Below are 17,253 nucleotides of genomic sequence, written 5' to 3'. Positions count from 1 at the left end.
CTCAACGGACGTGCGTCAATCAGATACCCTGTCGTCATCATTACCACATAAGTAGAGGATTATAGTCAGGAGGACTATTTCTTCGGGGTCTGCTACCTCGTCGTAAAATGCGTCCTGCAGTTCTCTGGTGTGTTCTAATGCACTTAACAATTTCCTCCTTAGCTTTTCGTCTTTTACCCTCTCTGCGACTCTCCTTAACCTCTCCGTCTCTTCTCTTATCGCCGTAGTAAGGGAAGGAAGTGTCCTACCCATACATACTCTTTATAGAGGTGTTACTAGATTAGCCTTTATCAATAATTTCAAATACTGAGAGTAGACCGAAAATATTATAATACTTTCAGCGTACACCGTCTCATTATTTAAAAATAGTTTAAATATATGAGGCTTGAAATTGAAAATATTGACAGTATCCTGAGCAGTAATGAAAGAGTAGAGTTTTACGGGGGCTGGGACGATGTCTTGTTCTTGGCCCATAGGGCTGTAGCCGCTTCAGCCCCGGTTAACGTAGTGCTAGTCCAAGAGTTTGGTAAGTTTGACCCCTTTTTAGTGAAAAAGTTCCAACGCCTACTCGGGAACACAAGTGAGGTGTTTATCAGGAGGGCTTTTAAGGCGGAAGACGTCAAACCCACAATAGAGAGCTTTGACAAGGAGCTAATCGTAATAGACCCTTATTTCCACGGTAAGAAGTATACCGAGATCACGTCTTCGTTAAGGAGGGAAGTATGGGTATTCACCAGAGAAGTAAGGGGACTACCTCAGGGCGGTGCCTTTAACCACCACTCTATGCACGTAATCGTTAAGGTGAAGAGGAGTAAGTGGGGGTTTAGGTTTTACCTTATAAAACACCCTACAATGCCCTATATGGAAATACCCGTTTCTATAGAAGGTATGTATAAAGGTGAGGAAAGTAACGGTCTTCTAGCTTGGGCTGGGCTTTAGCTTTTTCTGCCTGATACCTTGCTGGAAAGAGTATATAGCGAGGAGTATATAACCGGAGATCGTTAGCATATAAAGGTTTATGAAGAACATACCAAAGAGGTACCCTGCGAGCAATAAGTAAGACGAAAACTGGACTACATTGTCCTTAACGCTAAAATAAAACTCCCTTAAGGCTGTCGAAACCATGACGCCCCCGAAAGAGAACAAGAGGACCCCGATAAGGGAAGTAGGGGATAGGAAATACATGCCGAAACTCCCTATTATTGCCAAAACGTAGAGTTTGTTGACCTTTATGAAGGGGATTGTGAGTAGTGAAGTCCCTAAGACGTTTAGGGCTGTATACACCACGCTGTAGTCCGGATAGAACATGAAGAAAGTTATTACGCCAAGAGAGGTTAAAATACTCCCTACTAACAGTATGACGTAGTCTAGCTGAGTAAGGACAATTTTAGGTATTTGTTCTTCTCGTTTAGGCTGTTCAATTTCGCTGACTGGGATCCTGAATAGTGGGTAATGACATTTTTGACATAAGGCTGTCCCTTCCGGGTTCTCATAACCGCACCTAGGGCACTTGTAAGACATTATAGGAGTAACGGGTAGAGGGTAACGGCATTTCTCACAAAATGGGGCTTCATCTGGGTTCTCATAACCGCACCTAGGGCACTTTTTCATTACTACACATTATCACTCTGTGCTTTTTAGAATTACCTCTTTAAACCTCTCCACACACTTTTCAATTTCCTCCTTTATAGCCTTATCCACCTCAACTTCAGCGTTAAAAGTCGTCATGCCTTCCGAGACGAAAGCGACGACCTCATTACCTGCGTACTCGAACTTCACATAAAACATGTCAGACATAATAATACTTTTTACATGGGGGCATGTATCCATCATTTTTTTTAACGTCCTCAACTATTTTACCCACGTATTCCATCTTCTGTTCGCTGACTCTCTTCTCAGTAAAATTCACGCCGTCGTAATTCCCTACTTTGATCTTACCGTCTACTAAAATTACCTCTATACCTTTCTTATTAAGTTCGATTAAGAAGCCTTTATCAAGCCTTATTATGCTCTTTGTCATTATCCAACCACTTTATCTTTTCTAAGACTTTAGGTATATTAATGCCCATTGGGCATACTTCTTTGCAGTTGCCTGAGTGTGTACAAAGCGTAGCTGGCCTCGTGTCTTTGTGTACTACATACGACCACATTGCACCCATGGGGCCCGTAAAAGGAGGTCTCCCCCATTCAACACCTAGTGCCCTATAGACAGGGCAGTGTAAATGGCACCTACCACACCTGATGCACAATAGCGCTTCTTTTATGACATCGTCTTTACTCACTTCGACTCTTCCGTTATCTACAAGCACTAGGTGGAATTCCTTGGGACCATGAGCTGGGCTGACTCTCTTCATCTCTATATCTCCAGTGGAACTCGGGCCTGATGTTAGATTAATATACGTTGGGGGGTAGAGTCCTGCATAAGCGGCTTGTACTGTAGCCTCAATTAAAGCGTGATAGAAAGTGGGGACTATTTTCTCGACCCCAGCTACGGCTATATGGATATTAGGGAGGACTGTAGACATCCTTATGTTCCCCTCGTTTTCGACCAATATCACCGAACCGGTATCAGCAGCTACAGCGTTTGCCCCGGTTATACCTACGTCTGCATTTACAAACTTTTCCCTGAGGAACTTTCTAACAATCGCTACTAGCTCTTCATGGGTAGCGTTGTCGCTAACTTCTACACCGAGTCTCTCCCTGAGGAGCTTAACTACTCTTTCCTTGGTCATATGAATCGCGGGGGCTATTATGTGTGAAGGTGGCTCATTAGCCAGTTGTATAAGGAACTCACCGAGATCCGTCTCCCAAACTTGGTTGCCCAATTCCTTTAAGTACTCCCTCAAGCCTAATTCGTAAGCTACCATAGACTTACCCATTACCACTATTTTGTCCTTTCCTACGATTTTCCCTACAATTTCCCTCGCTTCATACAAGCTAGAAACATAGTAAGCGTTCCCCCCAATCTTCTTTACAGATTCCAGTGCTTGTTGGGTAAAGTATTCTAAGTTATTTATTACTTCTAACTTAGCCTTCCTTAATTCTCTAGCTAAATCCTGAATATAGGGGTATTGAGAAAGGATCTTATGGACTCTAGGGACGTTATTATTTATCGTCCTCTCTACGGCAATGTCCCATTCGCTCATTCTACCACCTCAGCAAAGTCGAGGACTTTGTGGTATTTAGATAAGTTGGCATAGCACATGGGACAGACTACGACTATTTTATCGCTTAGTTTTCTAAGCTGTTCCACCCTTATTTTTGCTATTTTCTCACTTAATTCCCTATTCACGGGCTTTATAGGCCCACCACAGCAGTAAGAAGTGTCCTTACCCGTAACTAATTCGTCTTCAACTAATTTAAGCCCTGCTGAATTTAACAGTCCCCTATACACTTCCCTTTTGCCTAAAAACCTTGAATAAAGGCATGAGTCGTGGACTACTATATCGCCGTGGATCCTTGGTTTTATCTCACCCAATAGTTCGAAATAGCTTACCACTTCTATGTCGAAGTTGATGAACTCATTATACCTTGTTAATGCGTTATGGGTATGGGGGTCTACCGTGATCACTCTCTTGATACCCCTCTGTTTTAAAAAGTCTCTTACCCCTTTTGCGTACTCTGCAAACTCGTCAAGATAACCTAACTCAAGTAGTATTGCCCCGCTGTAAGGTTCCTCTTCATATAAGTAGCCGAACTGGATACCCCTATTCCTTAACATCGAAGATATATTCCTAAGGACCGTATACGCCCTCTCTATCTCTTCCTTACTCGGTCTTATTAGTTTTGCAAAAGCACTAAAAGCTGATAATTTTTCAGCATAAGGCGTGAGTTTTGAAAAAATATCGCTTAAAGACGCTGTCTGATACATGCAAGAAGTGTAGATTATCGTTTCTCCTCCTCTCGGAATGTCCTTAGCCCAACCACTGCAAATCGATTTATCTAAGGGATATGGAAAGCCGAATTTCTGGAGATTTTGAAAAATTAACTTTCCTAACACCAATAATGATTATTTTGTACGGTAATAAACTTTGATCCCGCAAACTTGAATAAAAAAGGAACATGTGGTACAGTCAGGACTTAGTTTTCTAATTGACCTTATATAACAGGACAGTGTTCCGTCACTAACCTATCCAGTTCATAAAGATATCTCTATATAGAACATTAACGTAATATGCAAGTTCCATAAACCGGTGAAGAAGCCTATCCTTAAATAGTTTAAGATAGAACTAGCTATGTTTTAATTAACCTTATATAGTCGGAACAAAGTGCGTTATATTAATGAAAATGGAATTTAATAAACGTGAAAAGATAATAATTGCTTATATTTCTATGTTTATCTTTTTAATTTCAATTGTTTTACCACCTTATGGGTTGTTATCCCAAGCGTCTTCGTCTAATACTAATGTGAGTATATATTATGAGAGGTATTATAGCTCATATCAGAACCTCAACGGAATTAGTATTTTACCTAGAACAGGCGGTAGCACAGTGACCTATACTACAGAATCAGCTATGTCTAACCTTACAAGTAACGTAGGAGGGGCTATGCAGATAACACTGAATAAGACCGTATATGTTTTAACTTTTTCCCCTGACGTTAGTACAATAAAAGGGTATGTGAGTATTTACGCTTCTCCGAATATGAGGTTAAATATACACACCAACATACCGGATCTCGTAAGGGTGATAGTTAATAGTTCTGGTACTTCTACGCTAGTCTGGTCTGGGTTTAACGCGTCTGATATATCTACTTACGCGTATATAAATGGTAGCGGTATTGTCTACTTAGAGTTCGCTAATGGTAGTGAGATCTCAGTAATTTCTCAAGATGTTAAGGTAGGACATAATTATACTTTAACGTATTCGCTTATGTTATACACCTTACAAAGTATAAAAGTTAGTTTATCAGAGCAAGTACAGATATCAGTCCCAATAAATTTGCCGAAAAGATACCAACCTATAAATTTCAGTACTAGTATAAACGGGCAAATGTTTATGGCTAATGAAGAAAATATTTCACCTACTCTGTCTTACTTCAATGGTACATTAGTCGCTTCCCTAGTCTGGAAAGGGGAGGGTATAGGCTTTGTGCAGAACGGAATGCTAGGACATGAAAAGGCAGATTTTGAAACAGTAGAGTTTTACGGCATTAATGGTACAGTTTTAGGTTACGTCCACCTTATCAGTTATAACGGGACAGAGAATAGGTTACTAACAAGTAAGGGTACTAACGTATACTTCGGTGAGGAGAAAATCTTGTTAGTCCATGGTGTAAAGGCCCTCGAGTCTATGAAAAGCTACGGTACAGTATATATAAATGGGAAAAACGTGATAGTCTTGGTAGGAAACAATGGACAAGTATCCTCCACAGCTAAGGTGGACTTAGCCCATGAAGTATCTATCAATAGTTCGGAAAGCGGGGTATTAGTATACCTTAACCTGAACGGTAGTGTTAGGGTAGTAGTAGTTACGTTAAATAACTCTACAATAAACGTTAGCTTAGTAAAACCGCTAGGAATACAGCCTACTATCGTGACAATAAATGGGACTCAGTACGAGGCTCAAAGGGTAGTCCTTAACCACAGCGGGAATATAGTATTTAACGTAAGCCTGATATTAAACGGAAAAGTAGCAGTTTATAAGCAAGTATCCGGTTCTATTGTGTCATTAAATTCGACCAACTATTTCGTCATTAATAAAACGCTCGTGGTATATGATGACCCGTCGACCGTATACTACATTGTCTATTACAATATGTCTATAGCACCTTCTACGACACAAGTTTCAAGCACTACTTCGACGGCTCAGGTCACTTCTACGACTTCCACACAAATACCCTCTACCTCTCAAAATTCCGCCCTTACAGTATTTCACAATGCCAACGTTTCGAATGTACCAATTACACCTTCATCTTCTTCGGAGAAAGCTCCGATAACGACACCGGAATTAGCCATAATAGGGATAATAATAGTTATTATAGTGGGGGCACTACTAATATTTACAAAGAGAAAATAGTGGATTAAGCTATAGCTATCTGTTTTACGATAACGTTTACCGAATCAGAAGATATGTCTTCAAAATCCCCTATTTTTTCTATTAATTCGCCGTTTTTCAGTTTTATCCTAACATATTTATCATCGTTCGATGAAAACCATAAGAGGAGAACTTGACCTACGCTTTTACTTATTGCTAACTCCAGCACTTCAGGGATCTTTTCCCTAGAAACAGACATAGCCAGTACGGGTTTACTTAAGGCAAGGCTCTCAGACTGAAAGATGTCGAATTCCTCTCTAAATTTCTTTTCGTTTAACATACTTTCTAACTTTCTTGGTTCTGTATTAACAGAAATTAGACAAAATGAGTTCTTCGGAAGAACGGAAAACCTGATGGTTATATCGTTTCTTCCCAAGATCGAAGTCCTTGACAAATTATACGTTACATCAAATAGTGAGACTTCCTTTTTAGTTAAATGAAATTCTTTACCTTTCCATAATATTACACCTTCTTTAGTTATCGCAAAGCCGTCGAATGCCTTCATTACCCTTCTATGGTCTTGGAGGAAATGTAACACAGTGAACCTATCTGAATTTAAAGTAATCGTTATCACGGTAATTTATTCCTTATAGACTAGACTATTTATAAGTCAAGTACCCCGGTATTAAAGTGAACCAAAGCTTTTATATTGGTTATAAACGTGTTGGGTCTAATTACTAAAATTAAGTGAAAGCTTGACCGGGTCGAACAACGTTTCCTTCCCAATTTCTATATGCCTAGGTGCAGTTAGATCGTAGTCATTAGATAATATACACATCGCAATATCAACACACGGTGCCGAGTAAAAGCGTAAGGGTGACGGGTTAATAACTTAGTTTATCTAGCAACGTTATGTATACTATATTATTCGTCAACGGATTTGCACTAATTTAATAGAGAAAACTATAATTTGCAAAAGACACGTGGAAGGTCCGTGCTTTGTGTCTAAAGTTGTTTTTTAGCAAAAAGATAAATAATTGTTATGCGATATATCTTTATGAGACGTATACTGAAATGGTATATGATTTTTAAGTTACTAGGCCTGTTAATGAGAAGAAAAAGGAAGAGGTGATAGAAATGAGTTTCTCCTATTTTATAGGTAAAGAGTTAGGAAAAAGAGCAGAAGAACTGAGCAGGAGCGTTTTTGAGATAGTCTATCCACCGGTCGATGTTTACGAGGAAGGTGGATATTTAATAGTTGTTGCTGATTTAGCGGGTTTCAACAAAGATAAAATAAAAGCTAGAATAACTGGGCAAAACGAGCTGATAATAGAAGCTGAAAGAGATATTACCGAACCCGGAATAAAATATGTGACCCAACGTCCTAAATACGTTAGAAAGGTAGTGAAATTACCCGTTAATCCTGCTAAAGATGCTGAGATAACAGGCAAGTATGAGAACGGAGTATTGACTATTAGGATTCCCATCTCTGGTACAGCTAGTGTAAAAATAGAATAAGTATCTAGTCTAACATAGAGTTTCTTTTTTTTTTAATTTATTTATAATAAAACTAAACGTGCGAAAGATTTAAGAAGGGCTAAGTATTTCGCGTTTACCACTCCCTCTTTTATAAAACCAGTCAACGTTAATAAGATATCTTTGCTATAACTAACAGTTTCAGGTAAACCGTGAAATTTACATAACTTAGTGGATAAAGTATCTCTCAGAAACCTTACTACCAGATGTGGGTGGGGTTTCCCTGAAAGGTGGCAAGGTTTTGCGCGAGATTATAACGGTTGCCCACGTTTGCCAAATATCAGGGATCTGGGCCACCCCCGCTAAATGGATGAAGAAGGACGAATAGGGGGAATGCCCCGTGACTTCGGTGAAGCCCGAGGGCTGAGGGTTTGGATACAAACTCACGAAAATTCAATGAAGCCCGAACCCCTACTTAGTGATACAATTAGGGCTAGGATCCCTATTAATAAAGCTATAGTTGAATCCTTAGTTAAGAGATAATATATTATCCCGACCACTATTAGGGATATTGATAGGATTCGCTCATATACTCTATTTTTATTTTTTGTAATTACTATAGGTTTTTCTAGTATTGATAACCTAAATTTTCTTATGGCAGCGCTCACAGTGTTTCTCATGTCACTCAGCATAGCTTGAAATACTAAACCCTCCTCCTCTATTAACCTCTGTAAGTTAAGGAAAAAGTTAAACTCTGGATCGATTTGAAGACAAGTACTACCTAGAATTGAGGTCATCCTTATATATAAGCTGAGTTTTTCAGGGAGCTTAAGGGGAAACCTATAAAATACCTCATTTGCAGCCTCAAGGAATTGCTCTACTTCAAGCGTTTCGGCCGTGACACCTTGAAACTGTTGTAGGAATAGTTCTATCCCTTTAGCTAAAATCTCCCTATCAGCCTCAGGCTGTATAGCACCCAGCTCTTCTAATACTTTAACCAGTCCTATACCGTCTAATTTTATAAGCGCTACGTATGCACGTAATAACCTGAGCCTGGTCTCATGATCCATCCTCCCTACCATTCCGAAGTCATAGATGATTAGGTTCCCTTTCTCGTCAACAGCTAGGTTCCCAGGGTGCGGGTCGGCATGAAAGTAGTCTTTTTCAAGAAGCATTATCATAAATGCCTTAAAAATCCTGTAAGCTAGTTCATCTGGCTTAACTATCTTCTTAGCTTCTGCTGATGTTACCTTATACCCTTTAACATACTCCATAACAAGGACTCTTTTTGTGGAAAAATAAGGGACTGGTATAACTATATCAGGGAAGTCTGCTAGTTCTTCTCTTATTTTTCTCATATAAAATTCCTCTCTTGTAAAGTCCATTTCTTCAAAAATCCTTTTACTAAAGTCATTTACTATAGCCCTTAAACTCTCATAAAAAGACTCGTCCATAAGGTATTTAGTATAGGGGAGTAACGCTTTCATTATCTTTATATCCTCTTCAGCGATCTCCTTTATCCTAGGTCTGTTCACTTTAATGACTACGACTTTACCGTCACTTCTTCTTTTTGCTATATATACTTGCCCTATACTTGCTGACGATATAGGTTTTGTATTAATTTCGAACTCATAAAATCTATCGCCTAAATCTTCTTTCAATATTTTGACCACTTCTTCCCATGGAGCCGGGGGTACATCGTCCTGAAGCTTGGACAGGACCTTTAGGTAAGGCTCAGGTAAAATATCGGAATGGACAGAGAGGACTTGTCCGAATTTTATAAAAGCAGGACCCAAGGATACAATAACGTTAAGGAATTTTTCAGCATCTTTATACATTTGTCCTTCATCTACTTTTTCTCCCCTCAACGTCTTTAGACGGTAGTCCCTGAGCTTAAGTACATGGGGCAATAACCTAAGTCCTACTCTGATGGTCTTCAGCACAATAATAAGTATGATTTAAAACTAATTAGGTTTCCCGTCAAACAATAAAATTTACATTAAGGGATTTCTGACCCCGTATGAATTACTTTAAGTAGCGGGTTTAGCTGTTACGTAAATTAACTGCATAGGGAAACTTTATTTCCCTACAACTGGGGCCGCTAAGGTATTCCTTGTGAATTGAAATTTTTCTAGAATTAGTATAATTCGCGGGCAAATAATAAAGTATATGTAACATGTTCTAGATAAATTAAATAATAAACCCATCATTACACGCCTTTACACGGTACCACGTATTAATATTGATATGTGTAGTATATTTAAATGATTATAATAATAATTGTTATAATCTTATTATACTTAGACAAATAGAAATTATAAAATAAACATGGATCGCCCACAAGTGACTTTAATATACGTATATTTTTACCCTTGAATGTAGATATAATATACTGTGGAGATCTTTACTGATCCTGATGGTTATGCTAAGTGGTATAGAATTCACGACAAGGTCTATGAAAGTGAGAGAAGGCTAGTTTCTTCCTTTAAGCTCAACAATTGCTTAGATGTAGGCTCGGGTCCTGCTATATTCCATGAAACTATTTCCGGGAATAAGGTTTCCTTAGATCTGTCAATTTTCATGCTTACGAGTATCCCTGAAAATGAGGACAGAGTACAAGGTGACGCGCTAAATTTGCCCTTCAGGGAAAACGCCTTCGAGTGTGTATTTTCATCAGTAACTGTGTGCTTCATAGACGACCCTAAAAGGTTTGTGAAGGAGTTAAAGAGAGTTACTAAGAAGAGAATAGTCATATGTTATATACCTAGAGATTCTCCCTTCGGGAAGTATTACGAGGAACTAGGTAAAAAAGGGCATAAGTACTATTCGCAAGCCCATTTTATAAGTAGGGAAGATCTCTATCACGCCCTACAATCTGAAGATATGAAAATAAACCTCGTCCGATCCACACTATTCCAAATGGAAGAAAAAATAGATGAAGTGAATGATACGGACTCCGGGTCTTTCGTATGCGTTGAAGCGGTTAAACAATGAGCTTTGGCCTAATCTTGAACTTCCTATACAAGATCAGCATCAGTGACGGTGCTAAATAAGCCCATAATACACTAGTCTCTAGTATTGCGGCAACAGCGAATGCGAAGCCGAGTTCTTGGAGTATCGAAGCATTTACCAGCATTAATGAGCCCAGTGTCCCAGCAAAGATTAGGCCTAAGAATGCGATCGTAAGCCTCAGAGTTCCAACTGAAGTCGCTATTGCTTCACTCATATCCTTGCCTTTTTCTAATTCCTCATGGATCCTTGCCACGAGGAAGATGTTATAGTCCATCCCTATACCTATTATTATAGCAACGAGGAAAATCGGTACTACGGCAAATATTGAATATCCTAGTAAGAAGTTAAATACTAACCTTTCAAGACCTAAAGTTATCGCAACGGCAGACATTATAACATAAATTATGACAGCAGATATTGATAGACTTCTCGTCATTATAAGGAGTAAAATAAACATAGTAACAGCTATCTCTCCTACTATTATAAAGAAGTCAGACTGGACAAAGTTGTATATGTTGAAGGAGTCTACCGGACCTCCACCTACGTACCCTCTGTTACCTATGACATGGAGTACCTGCTTAACCACCCCAAAAGCTTGTAACGAGAACGGTTGGTATTTTTGGTTTACAACAAAGAGGATATAGCCGTGAGATAAATACTGTGTATAGTTATAAGCCTTGAGCTCAGTGTAGTTTACTAGATATCCATATGGAGATACTGGCGAGTACACTGCGGTAACACCATAGATATTAGTTAGCTCTTTGTAGAGATCAACTGTGTACCCATAGGTACTTTGGGTGAACCCGTTAGTTGAGTTATAGGGTATAACTACGTAAATCGGGAACACATTTGCTGAGGTAAAATGCGAGCTCAGGAAGCTTACGCCTTCAGTGGCTTGGGACTGAGGGAGTAGTGCCAAAACGTTCAGGGTCAGAGGAGTAAAGGACGCGAAAACAGCCGCTATGATGACCAAGGCCGATATAATACCCACTACCCTCCCAGGGTGGCTTATAGCCTTTGCTTTCTCTTTCCCTGCCTTGTTCAACCTTCTGGGGAAGAACAGCTTATCACCCACTGCCCTGAGAATTGAAGGGAATAGTGTTATTGAAGCTAGCCAAATGATAATTACGCTCAACATATCAGATATTGCAGTGTCGGAGAAGAATGGGATGTCGTACACGTAAATGAACAAGAATGACACCATTACGATCAGAGCAGTTATTGTAACAGCCCTACCTCCCCACCTCACAGCCTCGTACACTGCGTCTCTAGGGGAAACACCTTTCTCCCTCTCTTCAACATATCTACTTGCAATGAACACGACGTAGTCAGTCCCGAGCCCAAGAGAAAGTAAGAGGACTTCGCTGGGTACTAAGAAACTTATAGCAATGTGCAGTAACTTAATTACTACGATGTAAAGGAACACTGAAGATACGAAAAACGCTGATATGTATATCGTTAAGGGCATGAACGCCGCGATAAATGACCTGAAGTATATTCCTGCCAATAAGATGGCTAAGAATATACCTACTGGTATTGCTGTGGAATAGGCTACAGCAGCAACGTCTTTTAACTGCTCAGAAATTGGTTCAGCACCGGTCAAGACGACTTTGAGGTGAGTATTAGTGTAAATTAAGTTTTCCAGGTCTTTGGCTTCATCATAAGTGAAATTACCCTTAAGGAATAAAAGCAGAGTATCATTAGAATATAGTTCATTAGTAATATTTAAATAAACCGGGTATTTGCCGGAAATTAAGACGGAATAGTAAGAGTAATTATTGAGCAAATCATACTTTAGCAACGTCTTGTTCAGTAAGACTATTGGAGAGGAAGAGTTTATGTAGTTAACAATTAAGGATATTGCCAATGGTCTAGCGTTACTGGCGTTAAGTAACTCAAGGGCTAGCTGTCTTGCGGTTAAGTTGCTGGCATTAAGGAGCTTATCAAGCTCGGTAAGGTGGAGGGATATAAGGTACGCGGAGAGGTTACTTACATTCCCCTCATAGTAAAGAGATTCAATGAACCAGTTAGACAGTCCCGTTTTATTTGATATCTTTTGTGCTACATAGGAGACAGCACTCTGAGTAGAGTTTAGCGTCAATGCCTCTTTCACTGTACTTTGGCTAACGTTCAAGTGAAGGCTAACATAGTTAACAGCGAAATTCTGTGGCGTCTGAGACAAGTTTTCATAAACACATTTAATAAACTCTCTTTCATTCGTCGAATTAGCCTTTGAAAGCAAAAGCTCTAAGGAGATTTTACTGATGTTAGCTTGAGTAGAGTAGAAGACGGATTCTAAAAGGCTTTCCGGTAGACCGGTTTTTTCGCTATATAGGGTTATGAGGACTTGTAGCGGTTCTTCAAAAAGGAGTGATTTAGCTAGTGGAAACGGGACTTTATATGTCACGTTAAAGAAATTAATTGTAAATATCTCTTCACTAGCAGACTTATCGAAATTAGTTAGGTTAACATACTTAAACATGAAATTAATCACATATAACTGAGACGAATTGAAAATTTTATTACTGATATTTTCAATATCCAATTGAGCTACTGAGTAAGGGTCGGGTAAAGGCTGAGAGTTTTCCCATTTTTGGTAAAATAAGTAAAAGTAATCCAGCTCTTTGCCACTTAATAACGGATATGTTTTGGAATACGCATATTCGTTTGAAGCTGTTACGTTATGAGTCAAGTTATAGTACGCCGTCCAGTATTTTAAAAATATAAGTATAGGTAAGTAAAGGAACTTAGATATATTATAGGCTGTCTGGTTAAGTGTTAGCTCTTCCTTGTGGATCTCTGTGAAAGTCGAATAGTTACTCAACATGTCCTTATGGAGTGCAAGTAATTCAACGGTAGTCTTGTTAATAGTACTAGAGGTATTGACGAACTCTTTCTCTACTTCTACTGTGCCATTATGTAACTTGATGAGGTTCTCCACATCAGAAGTAATATTAACTCTTTCCTCAGCCAAATAGTTTGAAACATTTGCCTCTTTGTTGGAAATGTTTTGCAGTGACACAGTAAGGTTATTTACTTCCTTCGAAACAGAGTAAAACGTCTTATTGAGGAGGTCTTTCTCTATAGAGTAGTAATTAGTTATTGAAATATTTCCATATGATGTTAAGTTTGCAAAGTAACCCGCAAAAGGTGTCGAATTACCCCTAACTATTATTATTGCGTTAGAACCAGATGCACCGCTTAAGTTAAAGTAGTGGCTGACGATATGCTCAGCCTTAGCAGATGTGCTACCAGGGACTGAGATGGTGACTTGGTAATTAACCGACTTCAGGAATAGCCCAGATAATGGTGCTGAAATGATAAGGACTATAGCCCATAAAGCTATTACTGCGTACCATTTACTAGCAACGAATTTACCCAGAGCCTCAAACATAAGCTATAGATATATCTTTAATTTAAAAGCATTATACTAAATAGTTTCGAGTGATAATGTAAAGTGGTCATTATGTTTGAAAACATAAAGGGCATTTTGGAAGAGTACAAGAAACTGTGGGCTTATAGCTATTCAGAAGCGTTAATGACGTGGGACACAGAGACGTACATGCCAGAAGCTGATGCCTCTGTTAGGGGTGACGTATTCGCCGTATTTAATGAACTTGAAAAGGAAGTGTATATGAGACTTGCAGGGAAGCTAGAAGGGATTGAGGAAGAAAAGTTAACAGACGAAGAGAGGGGAGTAATAAGGGTATTGAGAAGGAACATTAAATATTATACTAAAATTCCAATAGAAATAATAAAAGAATTTACTAAGATCACTAATGAGAGCGTAGTAGTGTGGAGAAATGCAAAGTCTAAGTCAGATTTCAAGATGTTTTCGTCGTACTTAGAGAAGATCGTTAACTTATCTAGGCAGATAGCTGATTACTTGGGTTACGAAAAAGAGCCCTACGATGCTTTACTGGATTTGTATGAAGAGGGGTTCAATACAGCTGACGGTGATAAGGTCTTCGAAAGATTACTACCCGAGCTAGGGGATATCCTAAAGAAGGTAGAAGAGGACGGCTATTTCCCTAAGACTCATGAACTTGAAAGCGTGCCTTATGAGGCTGAGAGGATGAAAAAGGTAAACGAGCATGTTGTAAAGATGTTGGGTATGCCAACTGATAAGTTTAGGCTTGATATCTCCGCCCACCCCTTCACGATTAGGATATCAGGGAAAGACGTTAGGATAACCACCAGATACGAAGGAAAGGACTTCAAGGCTACGATGTTCTCTGTAATACATGAAAGCGGACATGCAATGTATGAACTGATGGTCGACGAGAGACTTGAAGGTACACCGATAGCCTCTGGGGCTTCTACGGGCATCCACGAGTCACAGTCCAGGTTTTGGGAAAACGTCATAGGTAGGAGCAGAGAGTTTGTGGATTTAATATATCCCACACTGAAGGACAACTTACCTTTCTTAAGTAAGTATGATAAAGATGAAGTTTATCGGTACTTTAACACGGTAAAACCCAGTTTAATAAGGGTAGACGCAGATGAAGTTACATATAATTTCCATATTGCTGTTCGTTATGAAATAGAGAAGAGGTTAATAAACGAGAGGCTAAAGGTAGACGAAGTACCGTCTTTGTGGAACGAGTTAATGAGTAAGTATTTAGGGGTAACTCCCAAAGACGATGCAGAGGGTGTCCTGCAGGACATACACTGGTCTCAAGGTTCTATAGGTTATTTTCCCACATACACTCTGGGGAATATTGTTGCGGGTATGCTGTACGCAAAGATTACTGACCTTTACTCACTGGTATCTGAGGCTAAATTCGATAAACTCAGAGAGACTTTAAGGGAATTAATATGTAAATACGGTGCGACGTACCCGCCCAAAGTCCTGCTAAGGAGAGCTTTCGGGACGGATTACGACCCAGAAGGGTTAATAAAGTACTTGAGGGATAAGTATCTAGCAAAGGGAAAAGAATACGCTTAATTACTTAGAAAAATATTGTAAATCATTCTTTATCGATATCCAGTAATATCTGAATAGTTAATAAATTGTATGTTTAAAGGAAAAACATTTAGATATGCCGAGGTATAAATAATACGATGGATGAGATCGAAAAGAAGATCCTACTCTACCTTTTTCGTGACCCGTTCCTGTCACAGCGCAATATAGCTAAGGAACTGGGCTTAACTCCTCCATCCTTAACATATAGGATAAGGAAGCTCCAGGAGGACGGAGTATTTAAGGGGTACACAGTTCTAGTTAATCCGAATTTTTACGGTAGATACTTTGGCTTTGTCGCATTCAAGAACTACTACGATTACATCGGAGAAGGGATTTTCTTCAAGTTCAAATGCTTAGAATGGTTAAACGTTTACGGTATAGAGGGAAGTTCTTTTCCTGAAATTGAAGATAAAATTGACGGGATGAAGAAAGTCCTTGGCGAATACTCGTTAAAGTACTTCCCCAAACAAGAGCTTATTACGCCTAAACCCTATGACCTACAAATTGTTAAGTATTTTGTAAGGAACCCTAGAGCACAAAGCTCAGAGATAGCTCAGGAAACAGGGTTAGCACAAAAGTTAGTTGATAAAAGGCTTAAACTCCTTCTTGAAAAGGGAATAATAAAATTAGTACCGGTAATAGACCTAAAAAGGACAGACGTAGTAATGTTCTCGATGTTTACTAAGAGAGTAGCAGAAACAAGGAAGGTCCTCGATTCATGTAAAATTCTCGAGATCAACGACGGAGAAGCCGGTATAATAGCATGTATAACTGATAATATTGAGAGCGTGAGGAAATATGTAGAAGCTGTAAGGACCGTTGCTGATAAAGAAGCTGATGTTATGGTAATTTATGATTATCAGATAAACTCCGGGTTTTATTTATAACTCCTCTTTTGCCTATAATCTGAGTAAATAAAGGCAAGATAGAAGCCCGTAGGGATAAAAGCCAACCAATAGACTCCAGTGGGATAGGAAGAAATAATCATTTTAACGGTAGTGTTCTGGTATGTAGTCATGAAGTCCTCCGTGCCTATTATCAAGAAGGGATAACTAAAGTGACCGCCCAAAGCCGTTGAAACTACATAATTGAATACTAAATATATTAGGATAGGGTCAATTACGTAGAAAACAGGTAACCAGGCCGGCGTAGAGTACTTTATTATAGTGTTCTTACTCCATAACATGAAAAGGCCGTAAATGACGTTCATCCCCACATATATCCTGAACGCGTTCAGAAATAAGTTGACTATGTCAGCAAAGATTACATTTACCCCCATAAAGTTTGCAGTAATTTGAAAAGGAGAATCGGTTATTACAAATACGCCTCCAATATTATAGCCCCACCACGGTAGAGGTATGACTATGATAATTAGTGATATTATATAGTATAAAAGGAGTAATTTCTCGTTTGTCTTCATATTATATTCACCGCTTTTATAGTAGTATTTTCAATCCTTAACTTGACTATTATTTCTTCATTTTTATTACTAATACTGCTGAACAGAGCGGTATAGTTCGTTATACCTATCGTAATGTTCTTTTCGCTTAAGGGTGGGACTATTACGGGTCTATAAAAGGCTAAGTATTTACCCGTGATATTACATATTGTCACTGGGACGTTCAGAGGATTCGTTACTTTAACTACGATATCCGATGCATTTGCATTGATAATGCTCACGTTTAAATTCTTAAAACTTTCAAAATAACTAACTTGTAAGACAGCGTAATGAAGTTCTATACGAAGGTTGTTGAAAAATATTAGAATAAGTATGATAGCTCCTATTAGTCCAAATATCTTACCCCAATTCACAATATGCTTAT

The 17,253-nt window shown here is 38.9% G+C and carries 17 protein-coding genes; 6 read left to right on the top strand and 11 right to left on the bottom strand.

What is annotated here, in order from left to right:
* Positions 1–15: 15 nt before the first annotated feature.
* A complete protein-coding gene (locus KN1_RS13645; RefSeq protein ID WP_221288229.1) occupies positions 16–252 on the bottom strand; it encodes a DNA polymerase II in 237 nt (78 codons plus the stop codon).
* Between the two features lie 126 nt (positions 253–378).
* Here KN1_RS13645 and KN1_RS13640 point away from each other — a divergent pair, with 126 nt between their 5' ends.
* The gene (locus KN1_RS13640) at positions 379–939 is read left to right on the top strand and encodes a hypothetical protein (protein WP_221288227.1); all 561 of its coding nucleotides are present in this window, start codon (positions 379–381) and stop codon (positions 937–939) included.
* Here the strand turns inward: KN1_RS13640 and KN1_RS13635 are convergent.
* The 5 genes from KN1_RS13635 to KN1_RS13615 are packed head-to-tail and all read right to left on the bottom strand — an operon-like array spanning position 919 to position 4,000.
* Complete coding sequence (locus KN1_RS13635; protein ID WP_221288225.1) at positions 919–1,611, bottom strand: zinc ribbon domain-containing protein; 693 nt, start codon at positions 1,609–1,611, stop codon at positions 919–921. The two genes, KN1_RS13640 and KN1_RS13635, sit on opposite strands and share 21 nt — an antisense overlap.
* Positions 1,612–1,623: 12 nt before the next feature.
* The gene (locus KN1_RS13630; RefSeq protein ID WP_221288223.1) at positions 1,624–1,797 is read right to left on the bottom strand and encodes a hypothetical protein; all 174 of its coding nucleotides are present in this window, start codon (positions 1,795–1,797) and stop codon (positions 1,624–1,626) included.
* Entirely contained in the window at positions 1,790–2,020 is a 231-nt protein-coding gene (locus KN1_RS13625) for a hypothetical protein (protein ID WP_221288221.1), read from the bottom strand. The genes KN1_RS13630 and KN1_RS13625 overlap by 8 nt, the downstream gene beginning before the upstream one ends.
* Entirely contained in the window at positions 1,995–3,146 is a 1,152-nt protein-coding gene (locus tag KN1_RS13620; RefSeq protein WP_221288219.1) for an LUD domain-containing protein, read from the bottom strand. The genes KN1_RS13625 and KN1_RS13620 overlap by 26 nt, the downstream gene beginning before the upstream one ends.
* The gene (locus tag KN1_RS13615; protein WP_221288218.1) at positions 3,143–4,000 is read right to left on the bottom strand and encodes a heterodisulfide reductase-related iron-sulfur binding cluster; all 858 of its coding nucleotides are present in this window, start codon (positions 3,998–4,000) and stop codon (positions 3,143–3,145) included. Before KN1_RS13615 ends, KN1_RS13620 begins: the two co-directional genes overlap by 4 nt.
* A 281-nt stretch (positions 4,001–4,281) precedes the next feature.
* Between KN1_RS13615 and KN1_RS13610 the strand changes: the two genes are divergently transcribed.
* Positions 4,282–6,018 carry a hypothetical protein gene (locus KN1_RS13610; RefSeq protein WP_221288217.1) on the top strand — a complete coding sequence of 579 codons (1,737 nt, stop codon included), beginning with the start codon at positions 4,282–4,284 and terminating at the stop codon, positions 6,016–6,018.
* A 4-nt stretch (positions 6,019–6,022) separates the two neighbouring features.
* On the opposite strand, the gene KN1_RS13605 is transcribed toward KN1_RS13610, so the two are convergent.
* Positions 6,023–6,610, bottom strand: a complete 588-nt coding sequence (locus tag KN1_RS13605) for a hypothetical protein (RefSeq protein WP_221288216.1) — start codon at positions 6,608–6,610, stop codon at positions 6,023–6,025.
* 503 nt (positions 6,611–7,113) lie between these two features.
* Here KN1_RS13605 and hsp14 point away from each other — a divergent pair.
* A complete protein-coding gene (gene hsp14 / locus KN1_RS13600; protein ID WP_221288215.1) occupies positions 7,114–7,494 on the top strand; it encodes an archaeal heat shock protein Hsp14 in 381 nt (126 codons plus the stop codon).
* 401 nt (positions 7,495–7,895) lie between these two features.
* Here hsp14 and KN1_RS13595 read toward each other — a convergent pair whose 3' ends face one another.
* Positions 7,896–9,398 carry an ABC1 kinase family protein gene (locus tag KN1_RS13595; protein WP_221290805.1) on the bottom strand — a complete coding sequence of 501 codons (1,503 nt, stop codon included), beginning with the start codon at positions 9,396–9,398 and terminating at the stop codon, positions 7,896–7,898.
* Between the two features lie 448 nt (positions 9,399–9,846).
* On the opposite strand from KN1_RS13595, the gene KN1_RS13590 reads away from it, so the two are divergent.
* Positions 9,847–10,446 (top strand): class I SAM-dependent methyltransferase, encoded by a 600-nt coding sequence (locus KN1_RS13590; protein WP_221288214.1) that lies wholly within the window; start codon positions 9,847–9,849, stop codon positions 10,444–10,446.
* Here KN1_RS13590 and KN1_RS13585 read toward each other — a convergent pair.
* Positions 10,436–13,858 (bottom strand): MMPL family transporter, encoded by a 3,423-nt coding sequence (locus KN1_RS13585; RefSeq protein ID WP_221288213.1) that lies wholly within the window; start codon positions 13,856–13,858, stop codon positions 10,436–10,438. The genes KN1_RS13590 and KN1_RS13585 overlap by 11 nt on opposite strands.
* A gap of 72 nt (positions 13,859–13,930) precedes the next feature.
* Here KN1_RS13585 and KN1_RS13580 point away from each other — a divergent pair, with 72 nt between their 5' ends.
* Both KN1_RS13580 and KN1_RS13575 read left to right on the top strand, forming a co-directional pair.
* Complete coding sequence (locus KN1_RS13580; protein WP_221288212.1) at positions 13,931–15,412, top strand: carboxypeptidase M32; 1,482 nt, start codon at positions 13,931–13,933, stop codon at positions 15,410–15,412.
* A gap of 116 nt (positions 15,413–15,528) precedes the next feature.
* Positions 15,529–16,317 (top strand): winged helix-turn-helix transcriptional regulator, encoded by a 789-nt coding sequence (locus KN1_RS13575; RefSeq protein ID WP_221288211.1) that lies wholly within the window; start codon positions 15,529–15,531, stop codon positions 16,315–16,317.
* On the opposite strand, the gene KN1_RS13570 is transcribed toward KN1_RS13575, so the two are convergent.
* Both KN1_RS13570 and KN1_RS13565 read right to left on the bottom strand, forming a co-directional pair.
* A complete protein-coding gene (locus KN1_RS13570) occupies positions 16,308–16,850 on the bottom strand; it encodes a hypothetical protein (protein WP_221288210.1) in 543 nt (180 codons plus the stop codon). The two genes, KN1_RS13575 and KN1_RS13570, sit on opposite strands and share 10 nt — an antisense overlap.
* Positions 16,847–17,242: a hypothetical protein gene (locus KN1_RS13565; protein ID WP_221288208.1), complete on the bottom strand. Its 396-nt coding sequence runs from the start codon at positions 17,240–17,242 to the stop codon at positions 16,847–16,849. The genes KN1_RS13570 and KN1_RS13565 overlap by 4 nt, the downstream gene beginning before the upstream one ends.
* Positions 17,243–17,253: the final 11 nt, after the last annotated feature.

The organism is Stygiolobus caldivivus, assembly GCF_019704315.1.
Classification (GTDB): domain Archaea; phylum Thermoproteota; class Thermoprotei_A; order Sulfolobales; family Sulfolobaceae; genus Stygiolobus; species Stygiolobus caldivivus.
The sequence above is the reverse complement of the archived record's forward strand: the minus strand, read 5'-3'. Positions and strand labels throughout refer to the sequence as shown.

Bases quoted from the DNA above. Each gene is read 5' to 3' on its own strand.
- KN1_RS13620 (WP_221288219.1), bottom strand. From the start codon at position 3,146: ATGAGCGAATGGGACATTGCCGTAGAGAGGACGATAAATAATAACGTC.
- KN1_RS13610 (WP_221288217.1), top strand. From the start codon at position 4,282: ATGAAAATGGAATTTAATAAACGTGAAAAGATAATAATTGCTTATATT.
- KN1_RS13630 (WP_221288223.1), bottom strand. From the start codon at position 1,797: ATGTCTGACATGTTTTATGTGAAGTTCGAGTACGCAGGTAATGAGGTC.
- KN1_RS13635 (WP_221288225.1), bottom strand. From the start codon at position 1,611: ATGAAAAAGTGCCCTAGGTGCGGTTATGAGAACCCAGATGAAGCCCCA.
- KN1_RS13570 (WP_221288210.1), bottom strand. From the start codon at position 16,850: ATGAAGACAAACGAGAAATTACTCCTTTTATACTATATAATATCACTA.
- KN1_RS13585 (WP_221288213.1), bottom strand. From the start codon at position 13,858: ATGTTTGAGGCTCTGGGTAAATTCGTTGCTAGTAAATGGTACGCAGTA.
- KN1_RS13640 (WP_221288227.1), top strand. From the start codon at position 379: ATGAGGCTTGAAATTGAAAATATTGACAGTATCCTGAGCAGTAATGAA.
- KN1_RS13580 (WP_221288212.1), top strand. From the start codon at position 13,931: ATGTTTGAAAACATAAAGGGCATTTTGGAAGAGTACAAGAAACTGTGG.
- KN1_RS13625 (WP_221288221.1), bottom strand. From the start codon at position 2,020: ATGACAAAGAGCATAATAAGGCTTGATAAAGGCTTCTTAATCGAACTT.
- KN1_RS13575 (WP_221288211.1), top strand. From the start codon at position 15,529: ATGGATGAGATCGAAAAGAAGATCCTACTCTACCTTTTTCGTGACCCG.
- KN1_RS13645 (WP_221288229.1), bottom strand. From the start codon at position 252: ATGGGTAGGACACTTCCTTCCCTTACTACGGCGATAAGAGAAGAGACG.
- hsp14 (WP_221288215.1), top strand. From the start codon at position 7,114: ATGAGTTTCTCCTATTTTATAGGTAAAGAGTTAGGAAAAAGAGCAGAA.